Annotated in this window: 26 protein-coding genes, 1 tRNA gene and 1 pseudogene; 22 read left to right on the top strand and 6 right to left on the bottom strand. The window is 68.8% G+C overall.

Annotated features, from left to right (window positions below; genetic code table 11):
• Positions 1 to 607: 607 nt before the first annotated feature.
• The 4 genes and pseudogenes from KM176_RS10155 to KM176_RS10145 form a co-directional block, all read right to left on the bottom strand.
• Positions 608 to 976: an AAA family ATPase gene (locus KM176_RS10155; protein ID WP_237453204.1), complete on the bottom strand. Its 369-nt coding sequence runs from the start codon at positions 974 to 976 to the stop codon at positions 608 to 610.
• Positions 977 to 1040: 64 nt separating this feature from the next.
• Positions 1041 to 1148: pseudogene (locus KM176_RS25170) on the bottom strand (AAA family ATPase); the annotation flags it as partial.
• Positions 1149 to 1316: 168 nt separating this feature from the next.
• Positions 1317 to 1392 (bottom strand) — tRNA-Ala (locus tag KM176_RS10150).
• A gap of 117 nt (positions 1393 to 1509) precedes the next feature.
• On the bottom strand, positions 1510 to 1836 hold the full coding sequence (locus KM176_RS10145) for a TIGR02300 family protein (protein ID WP_160895809.1): 327 nt from the start codon (positions 1834 to 1836) through the stop codon (positions 1510 to 1512).
• A gap of 139 nt (positions 1837 to 1975) precedes the next feature.
• Between KM176_RS10145 and KM176_RS10140 the strand changes: the two genes are divergently transcribed.
• Both KM176_RS10140 and KM176_RS10135 read left to right on the top strand, forming a co-directional pair.
• On the top strand, positions 1976 to 2662 hold the full coding sequence (locus tag KM176_RS10140; RefSeq protein ID WP_160895810.1) for a M48 family metallopeptidase: 687 nt from the start codon (positions 1976 to 1978) through the stop codon (positions 2660 to 2662).
• Between the two features lie 31 nt (positions 2663 to 2693).
• Entirely contained in the window at positions 2694 to 3341 is a 648-nt protein-coding gene (locus tag KM176_RS10135; RefSeq protein ID WP_160895811.1) for a GntR family transcriptional regulator, read from the top strand.
• On the opposite strand, the gene KM176_RS10130 is transcribed toward KM176_RS10135, so the two are convergent.
• Positions 3322 to 4761 (bottom strand): MFS transporter, encoded by a 1440-nt coding sequence (locus tag KM176_RS10130; RefSeq protein WP_160895812.1) that lies wholly within the window; start codon positions 4759 to 4761, stop codon positions 3322 to 3324. The two genes, KM176_RS10135 and KM176_RS10130, sit on opposite strands and share 20 nt — an antisense overlap.
• A gap of 255 nt (positions 4762 to 5016) precedes the next feature.
• Between KM176_RS10130 and KM176_RS10125 the strand changes: the two genes are divergently transcribed.
• The 20 genes from KM176_RS10125 to hypE all read left to right on the top strand — a co-directional run bounded on the left by KM176_RS10125 (position 5017) and on the right by hypE (position 24338).
• Positions 5017 to 6381 carry a sensor histidine kinase gene (locus KM176_RS10125; RefSeq protein WP_160895813.1) on the top strand — a complete coding sequence of 455 codons (1365 nt, stop codon included), beginning with the start codon at positions 5017 to 5019 and terminating at the stop codon, positions 6379 to 6381.
• Positions 6378 to 7367 carry an NADH-quinone oxidoreductase subunit B family protein gene (locus KM176_RS10120; protein WP_160895814.1) on the top strand — a complete coding sequence of 330 codons (990 nt, stop codon included), beginning with the start codon at positions 6378 to 6380 and terminating at the stop codon, positions 7365 to 7367. Before KM176_RS10125 ends, KM176_RS10120 begins: the two co-directional genes overlap by 4 nt.
• Positions 7364 to 8794: a nickel-dependent hydrogenase large subunit gene (locus KM176_RS10115; RefSeq protein ID WP_160895815.1), complete on the top strand. Its 1431-nt coding sequence runs from the start codon at positions 7364 to 7366 to the stop codon at positions 8792 to 8794. The genes KM176_RS10120 and KM176_RS10115 overlap by 4 nt, the downstream gene beginning before the upstream one ends.
• A gap of 2 nt (positions 8795 to 8796) precedes the next feature.
• Positions 8797 to 11001 (top strand): carbamoyltransferase HypF, encoded by a 2205-nt coding sequence (gene hypF, locus KM176_RS10110; protein WP_160895816.1) that lies wholly within the window; start codon positions 8797 to 8799, stop codon positions 10999 to 11001.
• 215 nt (positions 11002 to 11216) lie between these two features.
• Entirely contained in the window at positions 11217 to 12332 is a 1116-nt protein-coding gene (locus KM176_RS10105; protein ID WP_160895817.1) for a hydrogenase small subunit, read from the top strand.
• Between the two features lie 3 nt (positions 12333 to 12335).
• A complete protein-coding gene (locus KM176_RS10100; RefSeq protein WP_160895818.1) occupies positions 12336 to 14129 on the top strand; it encodes a nickel-dependent hydrogenase large subunit in 1794 nt (597 codons plus the stop codon).
• Positions 14130 to 14148: 19 nt separating this feature from the next.
• On the top strand, positions 14149 to 14331 hold the full coding sequence (locus KM176_RS10095) for a hypothetical protein (protein WP_160895819.1): 183 nt from the start codon (positions 14149 to 14151) through the stop codon (positions 14329 to 14331).
• A gap of 4 nt (positions 14332 to 14335) precedes the next feature.
• Positions 14336 to 15034, top strand: a complete 699-nt coding sequence (gene cybH / locus KM176_RS10090; protein WP_160895820.1) for a Ni/Fe-hydrogenase, b-type cytochrome subunit — start codon at positions 14336 to 14338, stop codon at positions 15032 to 15034.
• A gap of 277 nt (positions 15035 to 15311) precedes the next feature.
• Entirely contained in the window at positions 15312 to 15917 is a 606-nt protein-coding gene (gene hybD, locus KM176_RS10085) for a HyaD/HybD family hydrogenase maturation endopeptidase (RefSeq protein WP_160895821.1), read from the top strand.
• 3 nt (positions 15918 to 15920) lie between these two features.
• Positions 15921 to 16241: a HypC/HybG/HupF family hydrogenase formation chaperone gene (locus KM176_RS10080; protein ID WP_160895822.1), complete on the top strand. Its 321-nt coding sequence runs from the start codon at positions 15921 to 15923 to the stop codon at positions 16239 to 16241.
• A gap of 15 nt (positions 16242 to 16256) precedes the next feature.
• A complete protein-coding gene (locus KM176_RS10075; RefSeq protein WP_160895823.1) occupies positions 16257 to 16640 on the top strand; it encodes a thioredoxin domain-containing protein in 384 nt (127 codons plus the stop codon).
• Between the two features lie 20 nt (positions 16641 to 16660).
• Positions 16661 to 17473 (top strand): hydrogenase expression/formation protein, encoded by an 813-nt coding sequence (locus KM176_RS10070; RefSeq protein ID WP_160895824.1) that lies wholly within the window; start codon positions 16661 to 16663, stop codon positions 17471 to 17473.
• Complete coding sequence (gene hybE, locus KM176_RS10065; protein WP_160895825.1) at positions 17470 to 18282, top strand: [NiFe]-hydrogenase assembly chaperone HybE; 813 nt, start codon at positions 17470 to 17472, stop codon at positions 18280 to 18282. The genes KM176_RS10070 and hybE overlap by 4 nt, the downstream gene beginning before the upstream one ends.
• Complete coding sequence (locus KM176_RS10060) at positions 18282 to 19169, top strand: hydrogenase expression/formation protein HupK (RefSeq protein ID WP_160895826.1); 888 nt, start codon at positions 18282 to 18284, stop codon at positions 19167 to 19169. Before hybE ends, KM176_RS10060 begins: the two co-directional genes overlap by 1 nt.
• Positions 19162 to 19503 carry a hydrogenase maturation nickel metallochaperone HypA gene (hypA, locus tag KM176_RS10055; protein ID WP_160895827.1) on the top strand — a complete coding sequence of 114 codons (342 nt, stop codon included), beginning with the start codon at positions 19162 to 19164 and terminating at the stop codon, positions 19501 to 19503. Before KM176_RS10060 ends, hypA begins: the two co-directional genes overlap by 8 nt.
• Positions 19503 to 20375 (top strand): hydrogenase nickel incorporation protein HypB, encoded by an 873-nt coding sequence (hypB, locus tag KM176_RS10050; RefSeq protein WP_160895828.1) that lies wholly within the window; start codon positions 19503 to 19505, stop codon positions 20373 to 20375. Before hypA ends, hypB begins: the two co-directional genes overlap by 1 nt.
• Complete coding sequence (locus KM176_RS10045) at positions 20372 to 21844, top strand: sigma-54-dependent transcriptional regulator (protein ID WP_160895829.1); 1473 nt, start codon at positions 20372 to 20374, stop codon at positions 21842 to 21844. Before hypB ends, KM176_RS10045 begins: the two co-directional genes overlap by 4 nt.
• A gap of 4 nt (positions 21845 to 21848) precedes the next feature.
• Positions 21849 to 22142: a HypC/HybG/HupF family hydrogenase formation chaperone gene (locus tag KM176_RS10040; protein ID WP_160895830.1), complete on the top strand. Its 294-nt coding sequence runs from the start codon at positions 21849 to 21851 to the stop codon at positions 22140 to 22142.
• A complete protein-coding gene (gene hypD, locus KM176_RS10035) occupies positions 22139 to 23281 on the top strand; it encodes a hydrogenase formation protein HypD (RefSeq protein WP_160895831.1) in 1143 nt (380 codons plus the stop codon). The genes KM176_RS10040 and hypD overlap by 4 nt, the downstream gene beginning before the upstream one ends.
• 13 nt (positions 23282 to 23294) lie before the next feature.
• Complete coding sequence (gene hypE, locus KM176_RS10030; protein ID WP_160895832.1) at positions 23295 to 24338, top strand: hydrogenase expression/formation protein HypE; 1044 nt, start codon at positions 23295 to 23297, stop codon at positions 24336 to 24338.
• Positions 24339 to 24447: 109 nt separating this feature from the next.
• Here the strand turns inward: hypE and KM176_RS10025 are convergent, their stop codons facing one another.
• Positions 24448 to 25728: a glycerate kinase type-2 family protein gene (locus KM176_RS10025; protein WP_160895833.1), complete on the bottom strand. Its 1281-nt coding sequence runs from the start codon at positions 25726 to 25728 to the stop codon at positions 24448 to 24450.
• Positions 25729 to 25757: the final 29 nt, after the last annotated feature.

Below are 25757 nucleotides of genomic sequence, written 5' to 3'. Positions count from 1 at the left end.
GAGCGCGCAGCTGCGCAGCGAAACATCAAGTCCGGCAAAGTATTCCATATCTCACTCCCTTCCATTGGATCATCCGATCCTAACAGGAGCTCGACCTCTCCACAGAGGCAGCCCAATTACGCATGCTTTGGGCCGGTCACGATTAGATCACTTTATGCCTCGACACTACTATATATATGCGCCGCATGAATCTTGGCGCAACTTTTGGTATGATTCTCATGGAATCAGTGGCTCTGGGTGCTTGACGTGGCATTTCGCGACGGTCGGCCTGCCGTAGTTCATGGATCCACTCGGCGTAACTAAGGACATCACTATGACTAGGATCAAAGGTAAAGGTGACGGCCCTGGAGGGCGGAATGAGCATTACGATGTTGGCAACCGGAAAGACGTCCCCCGTCGCAACATCGTGGCTGAGATAAAAAGGGGTGAGCATCCAGATGCTCACGTCGTCAAGATCAAAAGGCGTGAGTATGCGAGAGACAACCCTGACCGCACAAAGAAAGACAACGTAAATCGCGACAGGTGAACCCGAAGCTTCAGGTGGTAGGAGGCGGAAGGCAGCCGCGCGGTTTCTCCGGTTCAGCAGGCTCTCCCTCCATCTGGACGGTCAGAGCGCTAATTGGGCATAAACGAAGTCGGCGCGTGATGTGATGTCGGTGCGCGGCAGCTCCGTGATCTCGTAACCGAGCGCGGTGTAAGTCTCGCACATGACGGCGCCTGTCGCTTCAGCTTCAGCGCGGGTCTGTTTGCGCTCGGTGTCCTGTGAGAAGATCTCATCCCAATATGGCGCTAGAAAGACGCTGGCGTTGTAGCGGGCTGCTTTGGCCGCTGCAGCGACTTGTGGCGGCACGGGGAGGCCGCTGAGGGTTAGATACCCTATGATGTCGGGAGTGCCCCGGTCGAAGATCACGGGGCCTGAGAGCGCCTGTGCGGCGCTGTGGGCGCGCAGGTCCCGCTCCAGCATTACGTTCGGCATAGGCCATGCGATCCGCCCAGGGGAGGGCATCTCCGCCGCTCTGCACCTCCTCGCGGATGATGGCGCGACCGGATTCGGGAAACGTCTGAAAGCCACGGCGGGCAAGCTCGGTGATCAGGCTGGTCTTGCCCGCACCGGGACCGCCCGTCACGACGAAGAAATGGTCGCTCATGGGCCATCCTCGGATTTGACAGGGGAAAGCGCTGCGAAGCGATCGACACGCTCGGAGCGGCGATCAAGGCAACATGGATTTTCGCAGGGAAAACAGCACCCGTCTGCGCGGCAGAGGCAATCCCCTGACGACAAAGGCGGAACTGTCTTATCATCACCAAGGGGGATTTGGTGGAGCCTAGGGGGATCGAACCCCTGACCTCTTGCATGCCATGCAAGCGCTCTCCCAGCTGAGCTAAGGCCCCGTACCTTAAGGCTTGTTTGCCTCCGGTGAGCGGGTATCTATGGGATGCCCGGGGCGGGATCAAGCGAAAAAATCGCGCCCTGGGCATTTTTTCCGATGACGTCCCGTCAGGGTCGGATCAGTTGTCCTCGTCGTCGCCCGGCATGTCGGCCAGGTCATCGAGCGAGACATTGTCGTCATCATCGTCATCGTCCAGGACATCATCGCCCAGATCGACATCGACGTCGTCATCATCGAGGATTTCGTCCTCGTTATCGACTTCACGCTTGGAGGCTTTCTTGCTCGCGGCATCCTCTGCGTCGGCGGCGATCATGCGGCTACGGCCGGTCTCGACCTCGACCACTTCGCCGGTGTAGGGGCTGATGATCGGGTTCTGGTTCAGATCGTAGAACCGCTTGCCGGTCGTCGGGCAGACGCGCTTCGTGCCCCATTCTTCCTTGGGCATTTCAGGTCCCTTCCTGGCTGACATCTCTTGTCCACAATCCGCGCCACCTGCCATAACGACCGCAGGGTGTCAAAACCTTTTGGAATAGGCGGCACCCCGCGGTCACGAGGGGCGCGCGGCACGGTACTGAGGACGCTATATGGGCAATCATGTCCTTCCGGGCAATCCCCCGGTTCCCCTTCTTCTGCGCCGTTCGGCGCGGGCGCGGCGGATCTCGCTGCGGGTCTCGGCGCTGGACGGTCGGGTGACGCTGACCCTGCCCCGCGGCGTGCCCGAGCGCGAGGCCCTGGCCTTCGCCGCCGAGAAGGAGGACTGGCTGCGCGGGCATCTCTCGCGACGCTCGGACGAGGTCAGTGTCGAAGCGGGCGCCAGCATCCCGGTCGAGGGCCGCCCCCGCCTGCTGGTCGCCACCCCCGGGCGCCGGGTGCGGCTGTTCGACGACCGGATCGAGCTGCCCGCCGACAGCATGGCCCCGCGCCTGGCCGCCTGGCTGAAAGAGCTGGCCCGCGACCGGCTGCATGACGCCTGCGATCACTATTCCGCGCGCCTTGGCCGGCCCTTCCGGCGCCTCACCCTGCGCGACACGCGGTCCCGCTGGGGCTCCTGCACCGCCGACGGATCCCTCAACTTCTCGTGGCGGCTGATCCTTGCCCCCCCAGATGTGCTCTCCTACGTGGCCGCGCACGAGGTCGCGCACCTGGCGCAGATGAACCATTCCCAGGCCTTCTGGGACGAGGTGGAGCGCATCCACGGCCCCTATCGCGATCCCCGTCTCTGGCTGAAACGTCACGGCGCAGAGCTGCACCGCTACCGCTTCGACCCTTGACCTCGGGTTCCGTTGTGATCACATCTGTCTCATGCTGATCCAGCCGCGCCCCGACCCGTCCCCCTCTGCCCATGACCGCGTCTACCGCGGCCTGCGCTCCCGCATCATGCACGGGCAGATCGCCCCCGGACAGGCGCTGACCCTGCGCGGCATCGGGGCGGAATACGGCGTCTCGATGACCCCCGCGCGCGAAGCCGTGCGGCGGCTGGTCGCCGAAGGCGCGCTGCAACTGTCCTCCTCGGGGCGGGTTTCCACGCCCGACCTCTCGAACGAGCGGATCGAGGAGCTGGCCTCCCTGCGCTCGCTGATCGAGGTGGAGCTGGCCTCGCGCGCGCTGCCCAGGGCCCACATGGCGCTGATCGACCGGCTGCAGACCATAAACGTGGCGGTGGCCGAGCGCGTCGCCCAGCATGATTCGGCCGGCTACATCCGCACCAACCTGGAATTCCACCGCACCCTCTACCTGCGCGCCCAGGCCCCGGCGATGCTGGCCATGGCCGAAACCGTCTGGCTGCAGCTGGGCCCGACGATGCGCAAGCTCTACGGCAAGATGCGCAAGAACGAGCCGCCCAAGCACCACCTGGCGATCATCGCCGCGCTGAAGGCCGGGGACGAACCCGGCCTGCGCCTGGCGGTGCGCACCGACGTGACCCAGGGCCTCAGGATGCTCGCGTCCTGACGTGACGCCCGCGATGCGCCACCGCATCGCCTGCATCGCGCGCCAGCCGCAGGCTGTCGATCACCGCCAGGAGGGAAATCGCGGCCACCAGCGCGAAAGCCAGGCGGAACCCGGCGGCGGGGTCTTCGGGAAACAGCCCCGTTCCCAGCCGCCAGCCGATCGCCCCCAGGGCCACCCCCAGCCCCCGCGACAGCTGCACCAGCGTTGAGAACAGTGTATTGGCCGTCCCCATCTCGGCCTGGGGCACATCGGCGAAGGCCAGGGTGGTCAGCGCGGTGAACTGCATGGAACGCGCCAGCCCCGACACGAACAGCAGCGCCAGCACCGGCCCCACCGGGGTTTCGGGCCCGACCAGCACCATGGCGGCGATCGCCGCCGCGTTCAGCACGCCGTTGACCACCAGCACGCTGCGAAAGCCGAAGCGGCGCAGCACCGGGGTGGTGAAGGGCTTCATGACGATGTTGCCGGCAAAGATCGCGGTCAGCATGAGGCCCGCGGTCAGCGCGCTCCAGCCGAAGGCCACCTGGAACATCAGCGGCAGCAGGAAGGGCACGGCATTGATCCCCAGCCGGAACAGCGACCCGCCCCGGACCGAGATGCGAAAGCTGGAATGGCGCAGCGCATCGAATCGCAGCATCGGCTGGGCGGCCCGCAGCAGATGCCGCAGCCCCAGCCCCAGCAGGATCACCGCACCCGCCAGCAGCGCCCCCTCCCGCGTCCAGTCGACCGCCCCGTGCCCCAGCGCCTCGGCGGCGAACAGCAGGCAGAACAGCCCCGGCGCGATCAGCCCGAAACCGATCCAGTCGAAGGGCAGATCCGGATCGCGCCCCAGCCGCGGCAGCAGCTTCAGCGCCGCCGTCAGCGCGATCGCCCCCAGCGGCAGGTTCAGCCAGAAGATCCAGCGCCAGTTCGCACTGTCCGAGATCACCCCGCCCAGCGGCGGCCCCAGCACCGGCGCCAGCAGCCCCGGCCAGGTCAGCAGCGCGATCACCCCCATCAGCCGGTCCTTCGGCGTCAGCTCCAGCACCACCCGCCGCCCGACCGGCACCATCATCGCGCCGCCCAGACCCTGCGCCACCCGGGCCGCAACGAACTGCGGCAGGCTCTGGCTCATCCCGCAGGCCAGCGAGGCCAGGGTGAACACCAGGATCGAGAGCAGGAAGATCCGCCGCGCCCCCCAGCGCTGCGCCGCCCAGCCCGAGACCGGGATGAAGATCGCCACCGTCAGCATGTAGGCGCTGACCCCGATGTTCAGATCCACCGGACGCACCCTGAAGGCCTGCGCCATGGCCGGGATCGCCGGCGTGATCACCGACCCGTCCAGCGTCTGCATGAAGAAGGTCCCCGCCACCAGCAAAGGCAGCGCCCCCTCTTCCCTGATCCCCCTCAGCCCCCCGCGGGCCCGCTCCCATGCGCTCATGGTGCTCTCTCCATCCGTTGTGCCCCTCCCCTCTGCGCCGCCCGCCCGGATCGGGCAAGCGCGACACCGCCCTTGCCTCAACGTCACGCCCCCCTGCCTCCCGGCATTTTCTTGTTCCAAATACCTCGGGGGAGTCGCGCATCGCGCGACGGGGGCAGAGCCCCCTCCCTGCGCGCCCCCCGCATCCCCTCCGCAACGCATTGCAAACCGCGCCCCGAACCTCCTAGACTGTCCCCGCAATCCCCGGAGGCCCCCATGCCCATGGACCTGCCGACATCCCCCGGCAGCACCGACTTCACCGACGACGCCTGGGCCAGCGTGCTCTCGGCGGTGGACCGCACCTATGCCGATCTCGTCGCCCACCAGGAACAGCTGGAACGCCAGGGCGAAGAGTTGCAGGAGCTGCGCCGCTTCGTCGCCTCCGTGCTGGGCTCCGTGACCGAGATCATGGCGGTGATCGACCGCGACGGCGGGATCGAGACGGTCTCGGCCTCCCTCGCGCGCCTCGTGCACCGCCCCGCCGAGGCGCTCCAGGGCAGCGCCATCGCCGATCTCTTCCCCCCGGCCTCCGCAGATGCCCTGGCCCGCGCCCTGCGCGATCTGCGTCTGTCGCGCGGCGCCGCCCAGTTCGAGGCCGACCTCACCACCCCCGACGGCCCCCTGCCCTTCGAGATCGCGCTGTCCACCCGGCTCAGCCAGCGCGGGCGGGTGATCGGCGCCGTCCTCGTCGGCCGCCCACTGGGCGAGCTGCGTCAGGCCTATTCGGAGCTGGAACGCAGCCACCGCCAGCTGAAAGAGGCCCAGACCCAGCTGGTGCGCAACGAAAAGCTCGCCTCCCTCGGTCGCCTGCTGGCCGGCGTCGCGCATGAGCTCAACAACCCGATCAGCTTCGTCTACGCCAATGCCCATGCGCTCGAGAAATACCTCGCTCGCTTCGAGAGCTACTTCGAGCAGGTCGAGGCCGGCGCCACCCGCGACGAGCTGGTCGCCCTGCGCGACACGCTGAAGATCGACCGCAGCCTGAAGAACCTGCGCGAGGCGGTCCATGGCGCCCGCGACGGCGCCGAGCGGGTGCGCGACATCGTTGCCGACCTGCGCCGCCTCTCTGCCGACGGCACCGGCACCCGCGCCCCCTTCGACCTGGCCGAGACCGCCCGCGTCGCCGCCCACTGGGTCGAGCGCGGCACGAAATCGGGGCTGACGGTCACCTTCACCGGCCTCGATGCGCTGACCGTCACCGGGGTCGCGGGCCACGTGCAGCAGATCATCATGAACCTCGTGCAGAACGCCATGGATGCCGCCGAGGCCAGCGAGACACCGCAGGTCACCCTCGACATCGCGCAGCAGGGCGACACGGCGGTGCTTTCGGTGCACGACAGCGGCACTGGTGTCGATCCGGCGCTTGGCGCGGCGATCTTCGATCCCTTCTTCACCACCAAGCCGGTCGGCCAGGGCACCGGCCTCGGCCTTGCGATCAGCCTCAAGATCGCCGAGGAACATGGCGGCAGCCTGGCGCTCGGCCCCGGGCCCGGCGGGCATTTCCGCCTGTCGCTGCCGCTGACGCCGCCCGCCTCGTCCCACCCTGCCCCGCCCCATTCCGCCCCGGAGGAGACCCGATGAACCTGCTCTGGCTGCAATCCGCAGGCTGCGGCGGCTGCACCATGTCGCTGCTCTGCGCCGAAACCCCGAATGTCTTCGACCTGCTGACGGACGCGGGCATCACGACGCTCTGGCATCCTTCCTTCTCGGTCCAGACCGGGGCCGAGGTGCGCGCCCTGCTGGCCTCGATCGAGGCGGGGGAAACCCCGCTCGACCTGCTCTGCATCGAGGGCTCCATCGTCACCGGGCCGAAGGGCACCGGGCGCTATCACATGCTGGCGGGCACCGGGCGGGCGATGCTGGACTGGGTGCAAAGCCTCGCGCCGCTGGCCCGCGACGTGCTGGCGGTGGGCACCTGCGCGGCCTATGGCGGCATCACCTCGGCGGGGGGCAACCCGGCGGGCGCCGTGGGGCTGGCCTATGACGGGCGCTTCGGCGGCGGCGCGCTGGATGCGGGTTTCCGCGCCCGCTCGGGCCGTCCGGTGATCAACATCGCCGGTTGCCCCACCCATCCCGACTGGGTGACCCAAACGCTGCTGCTGCTGGCCGAGGACCGGCTGGGCGCGCAGGACCTCGATCCGCTGGGCCGGCCGCGCTTCTACGCCGATCACCTGGTCCACCATGCCTGCCCGAAGAACGAGTATTACGAATACAAGGCCAGCGCCCGCGAGCTTTCGGAGCTGGGCTGCATGATGGAGCACCTGGGCTGCATCGGCACCCAGGCTCATGGCGATTGCAACATCCGGCCCTGGAACGGCACCGGCTCGTGCACGCGGGGCAACTATCCCTGCATCAACTGCACCGCACCGGAGTTCGAGGAACCCCGCCATCCCTTCACCGAGACGCCGACCATCGCGGGCATTCCCGTCGGCCTGCCCTCGGACATGCCGAAGGCCTGGTTCATGGCGCTGGCATCGCTGTCGAAGGCGGCAACGCCGAAGCGGATCGACGTGAACGCCCATTCGGACCGGCTGAAGATCCCGCCGGGGGAAGGCAAGCGCAAGTGAACGAACGGCAGTTGATCGTCGGCCCCTTCAACCGCGTGGAGGGGGATCTGGAAATCCGGCTGGAGGTGCGCGACGGCGCGGTCGCCTCGGCGCAGGTGAACGCGCCGCTGTTTCGCGGCTTCGAGATGATGCTGCCCGGCAAGGATCCGCGCGACGCGCTGACGATCACGCCGCGGATCTGCGGTATCTGTTCGGTCAGCCAGTCCTCGGCGGCGGCGCTGGCGCTGGCCGATGCCGGCGGGATCGACATGCCGCCGCAGGGCCGCATCGCGGCCGCCCTGCTGCACGGGGTCGAGAACATGGCCGACCACGTGACCCATTTCCACCTGTTCTTCATGCCCGACTTCGCCCGCCCCGGCTATGACGGGCGGGCCTGGCATGACCGCGCCCTCGCCCGCTTCACCGCCATGGAGGGCAGCGCCGCGCGCCGTGCCACCGAAGCGCGCGCGCAACTGCTGCACATCGCCGGCATCCTCGGGGGCAAGTGGCCGCATACCCTGGCGATCCAGCCCGGCGGCGTCACCAAGGCCCCCGATGCGGGCGAAAGGGTGCGCATCCTCGCCACCCTGCGCAGCTTCCGCCGCTTCCTTGAAGACAGCCTGTTCGGCGCGCCCGTGGAAGCCTTCGCCGCCCTGCCCGATGTCGCCGCGCTGGAGAGCTGGGAGAGCGGCGATGCCGGGCTGTTCCAGGCGATCTCAGCCGATCTGGGGCTGGAGGGGACGGGGATCGGACCGCGCCGCTACCTGTCCGCCGGGGCCTATCCGCTGGACACCGGGCGGGTCAGTGCCTCGGGCGTCTGGGAGGGCGGGCAGATCACCCCCTTCGAGACCGGGGCGATCACCGAGGATCTGTCCCATGCCTGGATGCTGGGCGACACCGCCCATCCCGCGCGCGGCCTGACCGAACCGGACGAGGACATGGCCGATCCGGGCTATTCCTGGTGCAAGGCGCCGCGCCTTGCCGGGCGCACGGTCGAGGTCGGCGCGCTGGCCCGGCAGGTGGTCGACAGGCACCCCCTGGCCCTGGCGCTGGCCGCCGAGGGCAGCGTGCGCGCCCGCATCGCCGGTCGCCTGCTGGAAATCGCCCGGTTGCAGATCCTGCTGGAGGATCTGGCGCGCAGCCTCGATCCCTCGGCCCCATTCATGGCCCCCGCCCCCTGGCCGAGGTCCGGCACCGGCGCCGGGCTGGTCGAGGCGGCGCGGGGCACGCTGGGCCACTGGCTGCGGATCGAAGAGGGGCGGATCGCCGGCTACCAGATCGTCGCGCCGACGACGTGGAACTTCTCTCCGCGCGATGTCACGGGCGCGCCCGGCCCGGTCGAGGCCGCGCTGGTGGGCGCCGAGGTCCGCCCCGGCGAGGAGACGCCGCTGTCGGTCCAGCACATCGTGCGCAGCTTCGATCCCTGCATGGCCTGCACGGTACACTGAGCATGGGACGGCGCATCCGCGTGCGCGGACAGGTACAGGGCGTGGGCTTCCGCCCCTTCGTCTGGCAACTGGCACGGCGCTTTGGCCTGACGGGCTGGGTGCGAAACGATGCCGAGGGGGTTCTGATCGAGGTTTCGGCGCTCAGCGAGGGGTTCGAGGCGGCCCTGCGCGCCGAGGCCCCGCCGCTGGCGCGGGTCGACCGGATCGAGGCGTCGGATGTGATCGCGGCGCCCTGCGCAGGGTTCGAGATCCGCGCCTCGGGTGCGCCCGGCGCCGAGACCCGCGTTGCCCCCGATGCCGCCACCTGCCCGGCCTGTGTCGAGGAGATCTTCGGCACCGGGCGCAGGCACGGCTATGCCTTCACCAACTGCACCCATTGCGGGCCGCGCTTCACCATCCTGACGCGCCTGCCCTACGACCGCGCGCAGACCACCATGGCAGCGTTCGACCTGTGCCCCGCCTGCGCCGCCGAATATGGCGATCCCGCCGACCGCCGCTTTCACGCCCAGCCCATCGCCTGTCCGGACTGCGGACCCCGGCTGTGGTGCGAGGGGGCGGAGGGCGGCGGCGCCATCGAGGCCGCCGCCGCCCTGCTGCGCGCCGGTGGCACCGTCGCGATCAAGGGGCTGGGCGGCTTCCACCTGGCCTGCGACGCGACCGACCCCGCCGCCATCGCGCAGCTGCGCAGCCGCAAGCATCGCCCCGCGAAACCCTTCGCGCTGATGGCCCCGCTGGAGATCCTGCTGCGCCATGCTGCGCCCTCAGAGGCCGAGATCGCGCTGCTGAAGGACCCTGCCGCCCCCATCGTGCTGCTGGCGAAAACCCCGGGCCTGCCAGAGGCTCTGGCACCCGGGCAGGCGACGCTGGGCTGGATGCTGCCCTACACGCCGCTGCATCATCTGCTGCTGGCCGCCGTCGGGCGGCCCCTGGTGATGACCTCGGGCAACCTCTCGGGCGAACCGCAGGTGATCGGCAACGCCGAGGCGCGCGAAAAGCTGGCCGGCTTCGCCGATGCCTTCCTGATGCATGACCGCGAGATCGCCCGGCGGCTGGATGATTCCGTCGAGCGGATCACCCCCCATGGCCCGATGGTGCTGCGTCGCGCGCGCGGGCGCGTGCCCGCCACCCTGCCCCTGCCCGCGGGCCTGCCCGACCGCCAGGTGACCGGCTATGGCGGCCAGATGAAAGCCGCGCTCTGCCTGTCGAAGAACGGCCAGCTGCTGCTGGGTCACCATTTGGGAGAGCTGAACGAGGCCCTGACCTGGGAGGCCTTCCTGCAAGCCGACCGCGACTATGCCGCGCTGTTCGACCATACCCCCGAGGCCGTGGCCTGCGACCTGCACCCCGGGTTTCGCGCCACGCAACATGCCGAAGGCCGTGGCCTGCCGGTGATCCCGGTCCAGCACCATCACGCCCACCTGGCCGCCTGCCTGGGAGAGAACCTCTGGCCCGCCGATGGCGGCAAGGTTGCCGGGATCGTGCTGGATGGGCTGGGGCTGGGGCCGGACGGCACCCTCTGGGGCGGAGAGATCCTGCTGGGCGATTACCACGGCTTCACCCGCGCCGCCCACCTGGCCCCGGCGCCGCTGGTTGGCGGTGATGCGGCGCAGGCGGAACCCTGGCGCAACGCGCTGGTGCGCCTTGATGCGGCGGGGCTGGCAGAGCTGGCCGACCGGCTGTTCCCGGAGGCACCGCGCGCGCTGCTGCGCCGGGCGGCAGCGACAGGGATGAACGCGCCGCTGTCCTCCTCGGCGGGGCGGCTCTTTGATGCGGTGGCCGCGATCCTGGGCCTGTACCCCGCGCGGCAAAGCTTCGAGGGCGAGGCCGCGATGCGTCTGGAAGCGCTGGCCGGCCCGCCGGAGCCCGGCTACCCGATGGGCACGGGCACGCAGATCGACCCAGCGCCGCTGTTTCAGACCCTCTGCCGCGACCATGCGGCGGGGCTGCCCCCTGCCACCCTGTCCGCCCGCTTCCACGCCGGGCTGGCCGAGGCCTTCGCGACCCGCGCCCGCACCCTGGTCGAAACCGGCGCCGCCCGCGCCGTCGCCCTCACGGGGGGCTGCTTCCAGAACGCCCGGCTGCTGGACGAGGTGCTGACGCGCCTTCAGGGCGTCCCGGTGCTGATCCACCGCGCAACGCCTGCCAATGACGGCAGCCTGGCGCTTGGCCAGGTGCTCATTGCGCTGGCGCAGCTGGAAAGCACCTGACCACCCGCCCTTCCAGCCGACATTTCCCTGACCGGCGCGGCCCCGTTCCGGACCCCCTGAAAAACCAACAACCAACTGATATTGCTTATTTTATCAAAGCGCCTGCGATCCGGGCGTTTTCGCCTCCGCATACCTCCGCATACGCGTAAAACTGCCGCCATCACGGGGTAAGGCGCGCCTGCACCTGCGCCCGGAAGGACAGTGAGGAGCCAGCCTTGAGCCAGATCGAAACCTTCTACGACGTGATGCGCCGGCAGGGGATCACCCGCCGCAGCTTCATGAAATACTGCTCTCTGACCGCGGCGGCGCTTGGCCTGGGCCCGGCCTATGTGCCCAAGATCGCCGAAGCGATGGAGACCAAGCCGCGCACGCCGGTGATCTGGGTGCACGGGCTGGAATGCACCTGCTGTTCCGAAAGCTTCATCCGTTCGGCGCACCCGCTGGCCAAGGATGTGGTGCTTTCGATGATCAGCCTCGATTACGACGACACGCTGATGGCCGCCGCCGGCAAGCAGGCCGAGGCCGCGCTTCAGGACACGATCGAGAAGTACAAGGGCAACTACATCCTGGCGGTGGAGGGCAACCCGCCGCTGAACGAGGACGGCATGTTCTGCATCGTCGGCGGCAAGCCCTTCGTCGAGCAGCTGCGCCATGCCGCCAAGGACGCCAAGGCGATCATCAGCTGGGGGGCCTGCGCCTCCTACGGCTGCGTGCAGGCGGCCAAGCCGAACCCGACCCGCGCCACCCCGGTGCACAAGGTCATCACCGACAAGCCGATCATCAAAGTCCCGGGCTGCCCGCCCATCGCCGAGGTGATGACCGGCGTGATCACCTACATGCTGACCTTCGACCGCCTGCCGGAGCTTGATCGCCAGGGCCGCCCGGCGATGTTCTACGGCCAGCGCATCCACGACAAGTGCTACCGCCGTCCCCATTTCGACGCCGGCCAGTTCGTCGAACACTGGGACGACGAGAACGCGCGCAAGGGCTACTGCCTCTACAAGATGGGCTGCAAGGGCCCGACCACCTACAACGCCTGCTCGACGATCCGCTGGAACGAGGGGACCTCGTTCCCGATCCAGTCCGGCCACGGCTGCATCGGCTGTTCGGAAGATGGCTTCTGGGATCAGGGCAGCTTCTACAACCGGGTGACCGACCTGACCCAGTTCGGGGTCGAGGCCAATGCCGACAAGATCGGCCTGACCGCCGCCGGCGTGGTGGGCGGGGGCGTCGCGCTTCATGCCGCCGTTTCGGCGCTGAAGACGGCGCAGCGCAAGTCGCAGAAGACGAAGACCAAGGACGCCGCGTCGAAATCCAAGGAAGAGGTGTAAGCCATGGCCGTGCAAACCCCCAACGGCTTCCAGCTGGACAATTCCGGCAAGCGCATCGTCGTCGACCCGGTGACCCGGATCGAGGGCCACATGCGCTGCGAGGTGAACGTCGACGAGAATGGCGTGATCCGCAACGCGGTCTCCACCGGCACCATGTGGCGCGGCCTCGAGGTCATCGTGAAGGGCCGCGACCCGCGCGATGCCTGGGCCTTCGTGGAACGGATCTGCGGCGTCTGCACCGGCACCCACGCGCTGACAAGCGTGCGGGCGGTGGAGGATGCGCTTGGCATCACCATTCCCGACAACGCCAACTCGATCCGCAACATGATGCAGCTGGCGCTGCAGATGCATGACCACATCGTGCACTTCTACCACCTGCACGCGCTGGACTGGGTGAACCCGATCAATGCGCTGAAGGCCGATCCCAAGGCCACCAGCGAGCTGCAGCAGATGGTCAGCCCGAGCCACCCGCTCTCCAGCCCCGGCTATTTCCGCGACGTGCAGAACCGGCTGAAGAAATTCGTCGAAAGCGGCCAGCTCGGGCTGTTCAAGAACGGCTACTGGGACAACCCCGCCTACCTGCTGCCCCCCGAAGCCGACCTGATGGCCACCACCCACTACCTGGAAGCGCTGGACCTTCAGAAGGACATCGTGAAGATCCACGCGATCTTCGGCGGCAAGAACCCGCACCCGAACTGGCTGGTCGGCGGCGTGCCCTGCCCGATCAACGTCCATTCCACCGGCGCGGTCGGCGCGATCAACATGGAGCGGCTGAACCTGGTGTCCTCGATCATCGAGCGCACGCAGGAATTCAACCGCAACGTCTACATCCCCGACGTGAAGGCCATCGGCGGCTTCTACAAGAACTGGCTCTATGGGGGCGGCCTCGCCTCGCAGGCCTGCCTCGCCTATGGCGACATCCCCGAGAACCCCAGCGATTTCAGCCCCGACCAGCTGCACATGCCGCGCGGCGCGATCATCAACGGCGATCTCTCGACCGTGCACGAGGTCGACAACCGCGACCCCGACCAGATCCAAGAATTCGTCGATCACAGCTGGTACACCTACGGCGAGCCGGGCCGCGGCCTGCACCCCTGGGACGGCGAGACCGAGCCGCAGTATGAGCTTGGCCCCAATGCCAAGGGCACCCGCACCAATATCGAAGAACTCGACGAGGCCGCGAAATACTCCTGGATCAAGGCGCCGCGCTGGAAGGGCCACGCGATGGAGGTGGGCCCGCTGGCCCGCTACATCATCGGCTATGCCAAGGGCCACGAGGTGATCAAGGATCAGGTCGACGGCCTGCTGCGCGACATGGACCTGCCCTTCGATGCGCTGTTCTCGACACTCGGGCGCACGGCCGCGCGGGCGCTGGAATCGGAATATTGCGGCGATCTGCAGAAGCACTTCTTCGACAAGATGATCGCCAATATCCGCAACGGCGACGAAAGCACCGCCAATATCGAGAAATGGGATCCCTCGACCTGGCCGAAAGAGGCCAAGGGCGTCGGCATGACCGAAGCCCCGCGCGGCGCGCTCGGCCACTGGATCCGCATCAAGGACGGCCGGATCGAGAACTACCAATGCGTCGTGCCGACCACCTGGAACGGCTCTCCGCGCGATGCCCAGGGCAATATCGGCGCCTATGAAGCCAGCCTTCTGGGCACCCCCATGGCCCGCCCCGAGGAGCCGGTCGAACTGCTGCGCACGCTGCACAGCTTCGATCCCTGCCTGGCCTGCTCGACCCACGTGATGGCGCCCGACGGCGCAGAGTTGACCCGGGTCAAGGTACGCTGATCGAAAGGGAGGAAACACCATGAAACTGGTCACCTGCACGCTCGCCCTGCTGCTAGCCGCCGGCGCCGCCAGCGCCCATCCCGGCCATGATCCGGCCCTGAGCGGCGCCGCGCACTGGGTCTTCTCGCCGGCCCACGGGCTGGGGCTTCTGGCGCTGGCCGGCGGGCTGGCGCTCTCGGCCTTGCGGCCCCGCCGAGGCTGAGCCGATGTCCCATCACACCCTTCCCCGCCCCGGCGCCTCGGTCTTCGTCTACGAATGGCCGGTGCGGCTCTGGCACTGGGCCAACGCGCTGTTCATCCTGGTGCTGATCGTCTCGGGCTGGTTCATCGCCCGCCCGCTGCCGACGATGCAGATCGGCGAGGCGACTCACCAGTTCGTCATGGGCTACATCCGCTTTGCGCATTTCGCCGCCGGCCAGCTGCTGACGGTGGGCTTCCTGGGCCGGATCTACTGGGCCTTCGTCGGCAACCACCACGCCCGGCAGGCCTTCTACCTGCCGCTCTGGCAGAAAAGCTGGTGGCGCGATGTCCTGCACGAGGCCCGCTGGTATGCCTTCCTGGAAAGCAGGCCCGGCATCCATGTCGGTCACAACCCGCTGGCCCAGATCGCGATGTTCCTGTTCATGGTGGTCGGCATGACCTTCATGATCGTCACCGGCTTCGCGCTCTATGCCGAGGGCGCCCAGAGGGGCAGCCTGCCCGACCAGCTTTTCGGCTGGCTGCACGATGCCCTTGGCAACAGCCAGCTCATGCATTCGCTGCACCACCTCGGCATGTACTTCGTGGTGATCTTCATGACCGCCCACATCTACCTGGCGATCCGCGAGGACATCATGAGCCGCCAGACCATGGTCTCGACCATGATCAACGGCTACCGCAGCTTCAAGGATGACGACGCCGCCTGACCACCCTCGTCGGCGTCGCATCGGAAACGGGCCTTTCGGGGCCCGTTTCTCGTTTCCGGAATTCATCTTTCCAAAAATACGGCAAACAGGAAACAATCTTTCCACCATCGCCTCGATGCCACCCCGGAAAATCCGGGTTTAACCAAGCGTTTTCAATACCCTGAACTCCTCCCGCCAAAGATGGAAATCCGGCAACCATTTTGCCGGCCCGGACGGTAACTTGCCGCTACCGGGACAGGAGGAGCCCCGGAAAGATCCCATCCCCAGGAGGACCGTCATGGGTCGTACCGCTCTCATCCTTGGCATCGGCAACATGCTCTGGGCCGACGAAGGCTTCGGCGTGCGCTGCGTCGAAGACCTTGCCGCAACGCTACAGTTCGGCCCCGAGGTCACCGTGCTCGATGGCGGCACCCAGGGGCTTTACCTGCTGCCCTTCCTCGAGGCCGCGGACATCATGGTGGTCTTCGATGCCGTCGATTACGGCCTGCCCGCCGGCACCCTGAAGGTGGTCGAGGGGCAGGATGTCCCCGCCTTCATGGGCGCCAAGAAGATGTCGCTGCACCAGACCGGCTTTCAGGACGTGATCGCCACCGCCACGCTGATGGGCTACTGCCCCGAAGAGGTCGTGCTGATCGGCGTCCAGCCGGTCGAGCTTGAGGATTACGGCGGCAGCCTGCGCCCCGCTGTCGCCGCCCAGGTCGCCCCCGCCATCGCCATCGCCCGCGACTGGCTGGCGGCGCGCGGCATCCATGCGGTGCCCGGCCGGACCCATTCCATCGACCTGGCCGACCCGGCACTGCGCCGCGATGTCTACGAGGGCGAGCGCCCCTCCCAGACGCTGGCCTGCCGCAGCGGCGATGCCCGCTTCTTCCCGGCGGACTAGGCCATGTGCATCGGAACCCCCCTCAGGATCCTGTCCTGCGACGGCATCGCGGGCCTGGCCACCGACGGCACCCGCGAAGAGCTGATCGACCTGTCGCTGACCGGCCCGCTGCCCGCCGGCACCTGGGTCCTGGGCTTCCTCGGCACCGCCCGCGAGGTGATCTCGGAAACCGAGGCGCGCCAGATCGCCGCCGCCCTCAAGGGCCTGCGCCAGGTCATGGCGGGCGGTGACAGCGGCGATGCCTTCGCCGATCTGGACGCCCGCACGCCGCAGCTTCCGCCCCACCTGGCCGCGGCCCATGCCGCCGGCAAGACCCACGCCTGAGCCCCGGAGACGCCCATGACGCACCCCCTCGTGACCCGCCTGACGACCGAGCTTGGCTGGCCCGCCCTTGACGATATCGGCAGTTTCGATGCCTGGGCCGCCAGCCCCGGCGTGCACGTGGCCTTCGTGCCCGGCGATGCCGCGCGCAACCTCGAGACCCCCGACGTGGCGATCATCCTGCCGGAGCTGCGGATGACCTTCCAGAACGCCTTCGACTGCGCCGTCATCGGTGACGCGATCGAGGCCACCCTGCGCGAGGACAGCGGCGTGCTGAAGACCCCCGCGCTGATCTTCTACCATGACGGCATCTGCCTGGGCGGCATCGCCCGGGTGCGCGACTGGGACGATTACATGGCGCGCATCCCCCGCTTCCTCTCTGCCCCTGCCGCCGCCGAATAGCCGAAAAGAAAGCCAGACCCATGCAGAACTTCCACCTGCCGCCCACCGGCTACGGCCCCGGATCGCAGACCTCCGAGGACGGCGCAGAGCTTGAATACATGTCCATGCCCCAGGACATGCGGACCTACACGATGCACCTGCCGGAGATGATGGACGCCCCGACAGAGGCCCTGGATGCGCTCCTTGCCTTTGCCGAGGCCTGCGAGCGCGTGGCAGCCGGCGGCGCGGCGCAGCGCTTCGACCTCTCCGCGCTCTCCCCCTCCGCGCGCCGGCTGCTTTCGGAAACCCTGGGCGAGGGCGAGGTGGCGATGAAGATCCGCGACATCCCCGCGATCCGGGTGCAGGAATCGGTCTTTGCCGGGGTCTGGTGCCTGACGGGCGAGGGCCTCGACATGGTCGAGGTCGCCCCCGCCCCCTCCGCCGCCATCACCCGCGCCGCCGCCCCCTTCCGCGCCCCCGGCGATGCCCGCCCCGGCCCCGGCGTGATCAACGCCCCGGCCCTGCTCTCGGAATTGCTGGACCACTCCGCCCGCGGCACCCAACTGCATGTGATCAACCTTTCGCTGCTGCCCCATACCGAGGAGGACCTGGCCTGGCTGGGTTCCCGGCTGGGCGAGGGCAGCGTCGACATCCTGTCGCGCGGCTATGGCAACTGCCGGATCACCTCGACCGCGCTGCCGCGCTGCTGGCACGTGCAGTTCTTCAACTCCACCGACCAGCTGATCCTCGACACCTACGAGATCACCGCGATGCCCCAGGTCGTGCTGGCCGCGCATGAGGATCTGGCCGACAGCGCCGAGCGCCTGCGCGAAGTGGTGGAGGCGATCCGATGAGCGGCTTCGAGGGCTCCTACCTGGGCGCGGCGGACCGCATCAGCCCGCAGGCGATCATGGAATGCAAGGTCTGCTGGACCCCCTACGATCCGGCCGAGGGCGATGCCACGCGCCAGATCGACCCCGGCACGCCGTTTGCCGCGCTGCCCTCCGACTGGTCCTGTCCGACCTGCTCGGCCCCCGCCGAACAGTTCATGGTGCTGGAAGATCCCGGCGCCGCCGACCTGCTGGAGGCCAACCGCATCTCGGCCCTGACCGCGCGCCTTGTCGATGACTTCAACGAGGTCTGGCATTCCAAGATGCGCGACGTGCCGCTGGTCAACAAGGCGCTGCGGGTCGAGGCCGTGGGCTTTCGCGCCCACGAGGGGCAGGTGCTGGGGGTTCTGGTCAGCCCCTGGTTCATGAACCTGATCCTGCTGCCCGACGGCCAGACCTGGGAGCTGACCGCCGGCGAGAAGGAAGTCATCGCCTTCCCCTCGGGCGATTACGAATTCATCCACAACGCCCGCCCGCTGACCGGCCCCTACAAGGCCTGCTCTCTGTTCTCGCCCATGGGGGATTTCACCCGCCAGAAGGACGCGGTAGAGGTGGCAGAGGCGGTGATGCTGGCGCTGTTCGACCCCGAGAACCAGGCCGAGACCGACCGCGCCGCCGATATCCGCGCCGCGCGCGAGGCTGAGGCTGAGGCTGAGGCTGAGGCCGCCGCTGCCGAAGCCCCCGAAGAGCCCCCGGTGCCGATCCTGACCGACCGCCCGTCGCGGCGCTCTGTGCTGACCGCGGGCCTTGCCACCGGAGAGACGACCGCCTGATGACCGACACTGCCGCCCCAGCTCCGCCCGTGTTGCGGGTCCGTGCCGCGCCCCAGCCCGACCTGGGCCGGATCGCCGCGGGCCTGTCCACGGATGCGCTCGCCGCGCTTCTGCCGCGGCTCTTTGCGTTGTGTCGGGCGGCACAGGGGGCGGCCGTGGCCTGCGCGCTCGGCCGCCCCGCAGATCCCGCCGGCATCGCCCAGGAGGTCCTGCGCGACCACCTGCTGAAGCTCTGCATCACCTGGCCGAAGCTGCTGGACCTGCCGCCGCTGCCCCTGCCACCCCGCTGGGCCAGCGGCGAAGGCGTCGCGGAAACGCTGTTCGGCCCCATGGGCCACGCCCCGCGCACCGCAGCCGAGATGCAGGCCTTTCTGACCTCCTCCCGGGGTGCGGCGCCGGTCTTCGCATCCATCCACCGGCTTTTCGCCCCGGGAGAGGCCGTGGCCGGGAGCCTGCCTCCGGCCACCCCCGAGACCCTTCTGGACCCGCGTCCGAAGGAAAATTCCGTGGCCCTGCGGCACCTTGACCACCCCGCGATGCGCGCCCTGGAAGAGACATCGGGTCGCGGCCCCTTGTGGCGCGCCTGTGCCCGGCTCTACGATGTGGAGATGGCCCTGGCGGGCAGCCTGCCCGCCATCGCCCGCCCCGCGCCCGGCTGCGCGGTGGTGCCCGCCACCCGCGGGTTCTATGCCATCCGTATCGAGACCCGGGACGAAACCGTGACAGCCCTGACCCGCGTGACACCGACCGACAGCCTGCTTGCCCCGGGCGGCATCCTGGCGCGCGCCCTCGCCACGCTGCCGCCGGAAAAGACCGCGCTGGCGCCGCTGCTGCTCGATATCCTCGATCCCTGTTCCCCCGTGACGCTGGAGGCCATTGATGCATGAAATGTCGCTCTGCGAAGGCATCCGCCGGGTGGTCGAACAGGCCGCCGACCGCCCCGACGTGACCCGCGTGACCCGCGTGCGGCTGGAAATCGGCCGCTTCGCCGGGGTCGAGAAACCCGCCCTCGGCTTCGCCTGGGAGGTCGTGATGCGCGGCTCCAAGGCCGAGGGTGCCGAACTTGTGATGCTCGACCTGCCGGGCGTGGCGCTGTGCTACGACTGCATGAAGACGGTCGAGATCGAGAACCGCCTGGATCCCTGCCCGCTGTGCGGCGGGGGCAGGCTGCTGCCCCAGGGCGGCGATGAAATGCAGATCAAGGACATGGAGGTCATCTGATGTGCACCGTTTGCGGATGCGGCGACTCGCACCTGGCCCATGATCATTCCCACGACCATGGCCATTCCCACCACCCTCATGATCACGACCACGCGCATGATCATGACCACGCACATGACCACGGGCATCACCATCACGGCCATGCCCACAACATCCACCTTGGCCTTGGCCCGGCGGGGACCGAGGTGCCCGGCATGTCCCAGGAACGCCTGATCGAGATCGAGACCGGCATCCTGTCGCACAACGACCGGCTGGCGCAGGTCAACCGCGCCCGGCTTCAGGCGCTCGACAGTTTCGCGGTCAACCTCGTCTCCTCTCCGGGTTCGGGCAAGACGACGCTTCTGTGCGCCACGATCCGCGCCATGGAAGGCCCCGTCGCGGTGATCGAGGGCGACCAGCAGACCACCAATGACGCCGACCGCATCCGCGCTACCGGCGCCCCGGCGATCCAGATCAACACCGGCAAGGGCTGCCATCTGGATGCCCACATGGTCGGCCATGCGCTGGATCACCTCAACCCCGCCGCCGGCACCACGCTGTTCATCGAGAACGTCGGCAACCTGGTCTGCCCCGCCGCCTTCGACCTGGGCGAAGACGCCAAGGTCGCCATCCTTTCGGTCACGGAAGGAGAGGACAAGCCGCTGAAATACCCCGACATGTTCACCGCCTCCCGGCTGGCAATCCTCAACAAGACCGACCTCGCGCCGCATTGCGACGTGGACCTCGACCTGTACGAGGCCAACCTGCGCCGGGTGAACCCGCTGATCGAGGTGATCCGCGTCTCTGCCCGCACCGGCGAGGGGCTGGACCGCTGGATCAGCTGGCTGCGCACCAATGCGCTGGCCAAGCACATGGAGCAGGCCGCGGAATGAGCACCTCGCTCCCCACCATCCTTGTCGTCGATGACGAGCCCCATTCCGTCGCCGCCATGCGGATGGCGCTCGAGGACGATTTCCACGTCCTCGAGGCCTCCGACGCGGCCGAGGCCTGGCGGCTGATGGAGGAGCACTGGGTGCAGGTCGTGGTCTCGGACCAGCGGATGCCGGGCAAGACCGGGATCGAGCTGCTGACCGAGATCCGCGACCGCTGGCCCGACACGGTGCGCATCATCGTGACCGGCTATACCGAGACGGCGGACATGATCCAGGCGATCAACGCCGCCGGGATCTACCAGTTCATCACCAAGCCCTGGCACCCCGACCAGCTGCTGATGGCGGTGAAGAACGCCGCCCGCCTCTTTGAACTGGCCCGCGACCACGAGCGCATGACGCTGGAGATGCGCTACCTCGGCACCGCCGCCTCGGCGCGCACCGAGGAACGCCGCCGGCTGCTGCAGGCGGGGCTGGGCTTCGAGAAGGTGCTGCGCGGCCCGAACTCTCCTCTGAACGCGACCATCGCGCTGGCGCGCCATTTCGCCAGCTTCGACGTGCCGGTGCTGATCACCGGCGAACCGGGCACCGGCAAGACCGATCTGGCGCGCGCCATGCACTATGGATCGCTGCGCGCCGACCGACCGTTCTACGAGCTGAACTGCGCGGGCCTGGGCGACGAGGCGCTTCAGGCGGAACTGTTCGGCGCCCGGCGCGGCGCCCTGCCCGGCGTCACCCAGACCCGCGCGGGCCTGTTGCAGAAGGCCGACCGGGGCACCGTCTTCCTGAACGGCATCGACACCCTGTCGCCCGCCATGCAGGTCGCCGTCCTGCGCGTCGTGACCGAGGGCGCCTTCCAGCCCTTCGGCGCGCACGAGACCCTGACCACCCATGCCCGCCTCATCGCCGGCACCCACCGGGAGCTGCGCGCCCGCGTCGCCGACGGGCGCTTCCGCAGCGATCTCTACTATGCGCTGCAGGTGACAGAGCTGACCATGCCGCCGCTGCGCGCGCGCAGCGAAGACATCGCCCTGCTGGCCGAGCGCTACCTGCACGAGGCCGCCAGCGAACACGGCAAGGCGGCGCGGGGCCTCGCGCCCGCCGCCATCGCCTTTCTTCAGGCCTACGACTGGCCCGGCAACCTGCCCGAACTGCGCAATGAGGTGACGCGGATGCTGATCCTGGCGCAGGACATGACGCTGGGCGCCGACGTGATTTCACGCCACATCCTGCAATCGCGCGATCCGCGCGAAGAGGAGCACTGCTCGCTTCCCGATCTCAGCCAGCTTGAGGGCACGCTGAAGGACCGGGTCGAGATCATGGAAATGCGCATCCTGGGCGAGACCCTGACCCGGCTGAAGTGGAACAAGTCCCGTGCCGCTGCCGAACTGGGTCTGTCCCGCGTCGGGCTGCGCGCCAAGCTGGAGCGTTACGGGATCGAACCCCACGCCGCCATTTCCGAAGAGGACTGAACCAATGTGCCTTGGCATTCCCGGCCAGATCACGGCCATCACCGACGCCGCCCGGCAGATGGGGCTGGCGGATGTTTCCGGCGTGAAACGAGAGGTCTCTCTGGCCTGCGTCGCCGACCGACCGCTGGAGGATCTGGTGGGCGAATGGGTGCTGATCCACGTCGGCTTCGCCATGGCGGTGATCGACGCCGACGAGGCCGCCCGGACGCTGGAGGCCCTGCGCGCGCTTGGCGAGGCGCAGGAGGCGCTCGATCAGATGGCCGAGGGGGACCGGGCCCTCGCCGGGGGGCAGGCATGAAATACGTCGAGGAATTCCGCGACCCGAGCAAGGCCCATGCCCTGCTTGCGGCCATCGCCCGTGCCGCCGACGCGATCGGCGCCAGCGCCGAAAATCCCATCCGCATCATGGAGATCTGCGGCGGCCACACCCATGCGATCTTTCGCTACGGCCTCGACAAGCTGGTGCATGAGGGGGTGGAGTTCATCCATGGCCCCGGCTGCCCGGTCTGCGTCCTGCCGATGACCCGCGTCGACGAGGCGGTCGAGATCGCCCGCCGTCCCGGCGTGATCTTCACCAGCTTCGGCGATGCCATGCGGGTGCCGGGATCCAAGGGCTCCCTGCTTCAGGCCAAGGCCGGGGGCGCCGATGTGCGCACCGTCTATTCCCCCCTCGATGCGCTGGAACTGGCCCGCCGCAACCCCGACAAGGAAGTCGTCTTCTTCGGCCTCGGATTCGAGACCACGACCCCCTCGACCGCCCTCACCATCCAGGTCGCCGCGCGCGAGCAGATCCCGAACTTCACCATCTTCTGCAACCACATCACCGTGCCGCCGCCGATCAAGGCGCTGCTGGATGATCCCTACATGCAGCTCGACGGGTTCGTGGGCCCGGGGCATGTCTCGATGGTGATCGGCATCCACCCCTACGATTTCATCGCCCGCGACTACGGCAAGCCGCTGGTCGTTGCGGGGTTCGAACCGCTCGACCTGCTGCAATCTGTGCTGATGGTGCTGGAACAGATCCGCACGGGCCGCGCGGAGATTGAGAACCAGTATGCCCGCGTCGTGCCCGAACACGGCAACCCGGTCTCGATCGCAGCCATGGCCGATGTCTACGAGGAACGCCCCAGCTTCGAATGGCGGGGCCTCGGGGAAATTGACGCCTCGGGCCTGCGCATCCGCGACAAGTACCTGGCCTATGATGCGGAAACGAAATTCGGCATCGGCTACGCGGCCTCTACCGGGCGCACCCCCGTCCCCGAACCCGAGGGCTGCGCCTGCGGCAAGGTGATGACCGGACGGATGAAACCCACCGCCTGCCCGCAGTTCGGCCGCGGCTGCACCCCCGATACGCCGCTGGGGGCGCTGATGGTCAGCTCCGAAGGGGCCTGCGCGGCCTACTGGACCTATGGCGGTGCCCGCCTCGCGGCGGAATAGAAGGACCCCGAAGATGAACGCCGAAACCAAGCCCTCGCGGCTGCGCGACACCCGCATCACCATGGCCCATGGCGGCGGCGGGCGGGCCATGCGCGACCTCATCGAAGAAGTCTTCACCGATGTCTTCCGCCCCGACAGCGACGAGGATCAGGCCCGCCTGAGCGCCGAGGCGCTGCGCGAACCCGGCGCGCGCCTCGCCTTCACCACCGACAGTTTCGTCGTCACGCCGCTGGAATTCCCCGGCGGCGACATCGGCAAGCTGGCGGTCTGCGGCACCGTGAACGATCTGGCGGTGGGCGGCGCGCAACCGCTGTGGCTCTCGGCGGCCTTCATCATCGAGGAAGGCACCGAGATCGCCCAGCTGAAGCGCATCGTCGCCTCCATGGCGCGCGAGGCCGCCATTGCAGGTGTCCGCATAGTCACCGGGGACACCAAGGTCGTCGGGCGCGGCTCGGGCGACGGGGTGTTCATCACCACCTCCGGCGTGGGGGTGATCCCGCCGGGCCGCGACATGGCCGCCCGCCACATCCGCCCCGGCGATGTGGCGCTGGTCAACGGCGTCCTTGGCGATCACGGCGCGACAATCCTCGCGGCACGGGGCGATCTGGCGCTGTCCTCGCCGCTGCAATCGGACTGCCAGTCGCTGAACGGGCTGATCGAGGCGGTGCTGGCCGCCGCCCCCGGCACCCGCGCGGCGCGCGATGCGACCCGCGGCGGCCTCGCCTCGTGCCTCAACGAGATGGCGATGAGCGCCGGCGTCACCGTCGCCCTGGACGAGGCCGCCCTGCCCCTGCGCCCCGAAGTGCGCGGCATGTGCGAGATCCTGGGCCTTGATCCGCTCTACCTCGCGAACGAGGGCACGCTGGTCCTCTTCGTCCCCGAGGATCAGGCCGGGGCGGCGCTGGCCGCGATGCACGCCACCGAGGCGGGCCGCGATGCCTGCCTCATCGGGCGCGCGGTGGAAAAGGGCACGATCCCCGTCACCCTGCGCACCGCCTTCGGCGGCACCCGCATCGTCGACATGCTGGTGGGCGAGCAGCTGCCCCGCATCTGCTAGGGCCAGCGCACCCTGCCGGGGCCTGCGCCCTTTTTAAGGCCTGCCTACCCTGCCGGGGCCTGAGCAGCCTGCCGGGGCTTGTACACCTTGTCAGGGCGTGCGCACCCTGTCAGGGCTTGCGCACAAGGATCGCCCTGAAATCATTCACGTTCGTCCCCGTCGGGCCGGGGGCGAACAGCGCCTCGGCGGCCTCGAAGGCGCTGTAGGCATCGTTGTTGGACAGCGCCTCGGCCGGGTCGATCCCCTCGGCGCGGATCCAGTCGGCGGTCCGCCCGCTGGCAAAGGCCCCGGCATTGTCCTCCGAGCCGTCGATGCCGTCGGTATCGGCCGCGAGCGCCGCGATCCCCTCCAGCCCCTCGATCTCGAGCGCGAAACTCAGCAGGAACTCGGTGTTGCGCCCGCCCCGGCCCCGGCCGCGCAGGGTCACCGTGGTCTCGCCGCCCGACAGGATCAGCACCGGGGACACGAAGGGGCGGCCCTTCCTCAGCACCTCGCGGGCGATGGCGGCCTGCACCCGGCCCACCTCGCGGGCCTCGCCCTCCATGGCGTCCGACAGGATCACCGCCGGGATGCCCCGCGCTTCCGAGAGGGCCGCGGCGGCCTCGAGCGAGCGCGCCGCCGAGGCAATGACGGTGACGCGGTTGCCGGCAAAGGCCGGATCGCCGGGCGCTGGGGCATCCTCGGGCGCGGTCTCCAGGAAATGCCGGATCCGGCGCGGCAGTTCGATCCCGTAGCGGCGCACGGCGGCCAGCGCCTCGGCCCGGCCCTTGGTACAGGGCACCGTGGGCCCCGAGGCCACCTCCTCCGGCGCATCGCCCGGCACGTCCGAGACGATCAGGCTGACGACCCGCGCGGGCGCGGCGGCGGCGGCCAGGCGGCCGCCCTTCACCCGGCTGACCTGCTTGCGGATCGCGTTCATCGCCCCGATCGGCGCGCCCGAGGCCAGCAGCGCGGTGTTCAGCGCCTGCTCGTCCTCGAGGCTCAGCCCCTCGGGCGGGGCCGCGAGAAGCGCCGAGCCGCCGCCGGTGACCAGCGCCACCACCAGGTCGTCCGGGCCCAGCCCCTGAAGCAGGCGCAGCACCTTCAGCGTCGCCTCCTCCCCGGCCTCGTCCGGCACGGGATGGGCCGCTTCGAGCACCTCCAGGTGCCGGCAGCGGGCCGCGTAGCCGTAGCGGGTGACGACGATCCCCTCGGGGGCGGGATGACCGGCGGCCTCCCAGGCGGCCTCGAAGGCGCGGGCCAGCTGCGCGGCGCCCTTGCCGGCCCCGATGACGACGGTGCGCCCCTTCGGCGCGTCGGGCAGGTGCCCTTTCAGCGCCTCGCGCGGATCGGCAGCCGCAACGGCCGCTTCGAACAATTCGGTCAGCAAGACGCGATCCGCCTCGTCCATGGCGCTCTCCTGGCTGGGAGGGGAAGAAG

The organism is Pseudooceanicola endophyticus (assembly GCF_018760365.1).
Classification (GTDB): Bacteria; Pseudomonadota; Alphaproteobacteria; order Rhodobacterales; family Rhodobacteraceae; genus Pseudooceanicola; species Pseudooceanicola endophyticus.
The sequence above is the reverse complement of the archived record's forward strand: the minus strand, read 5'-3'. Positions and strand labels throughout refer to the sequence as shown.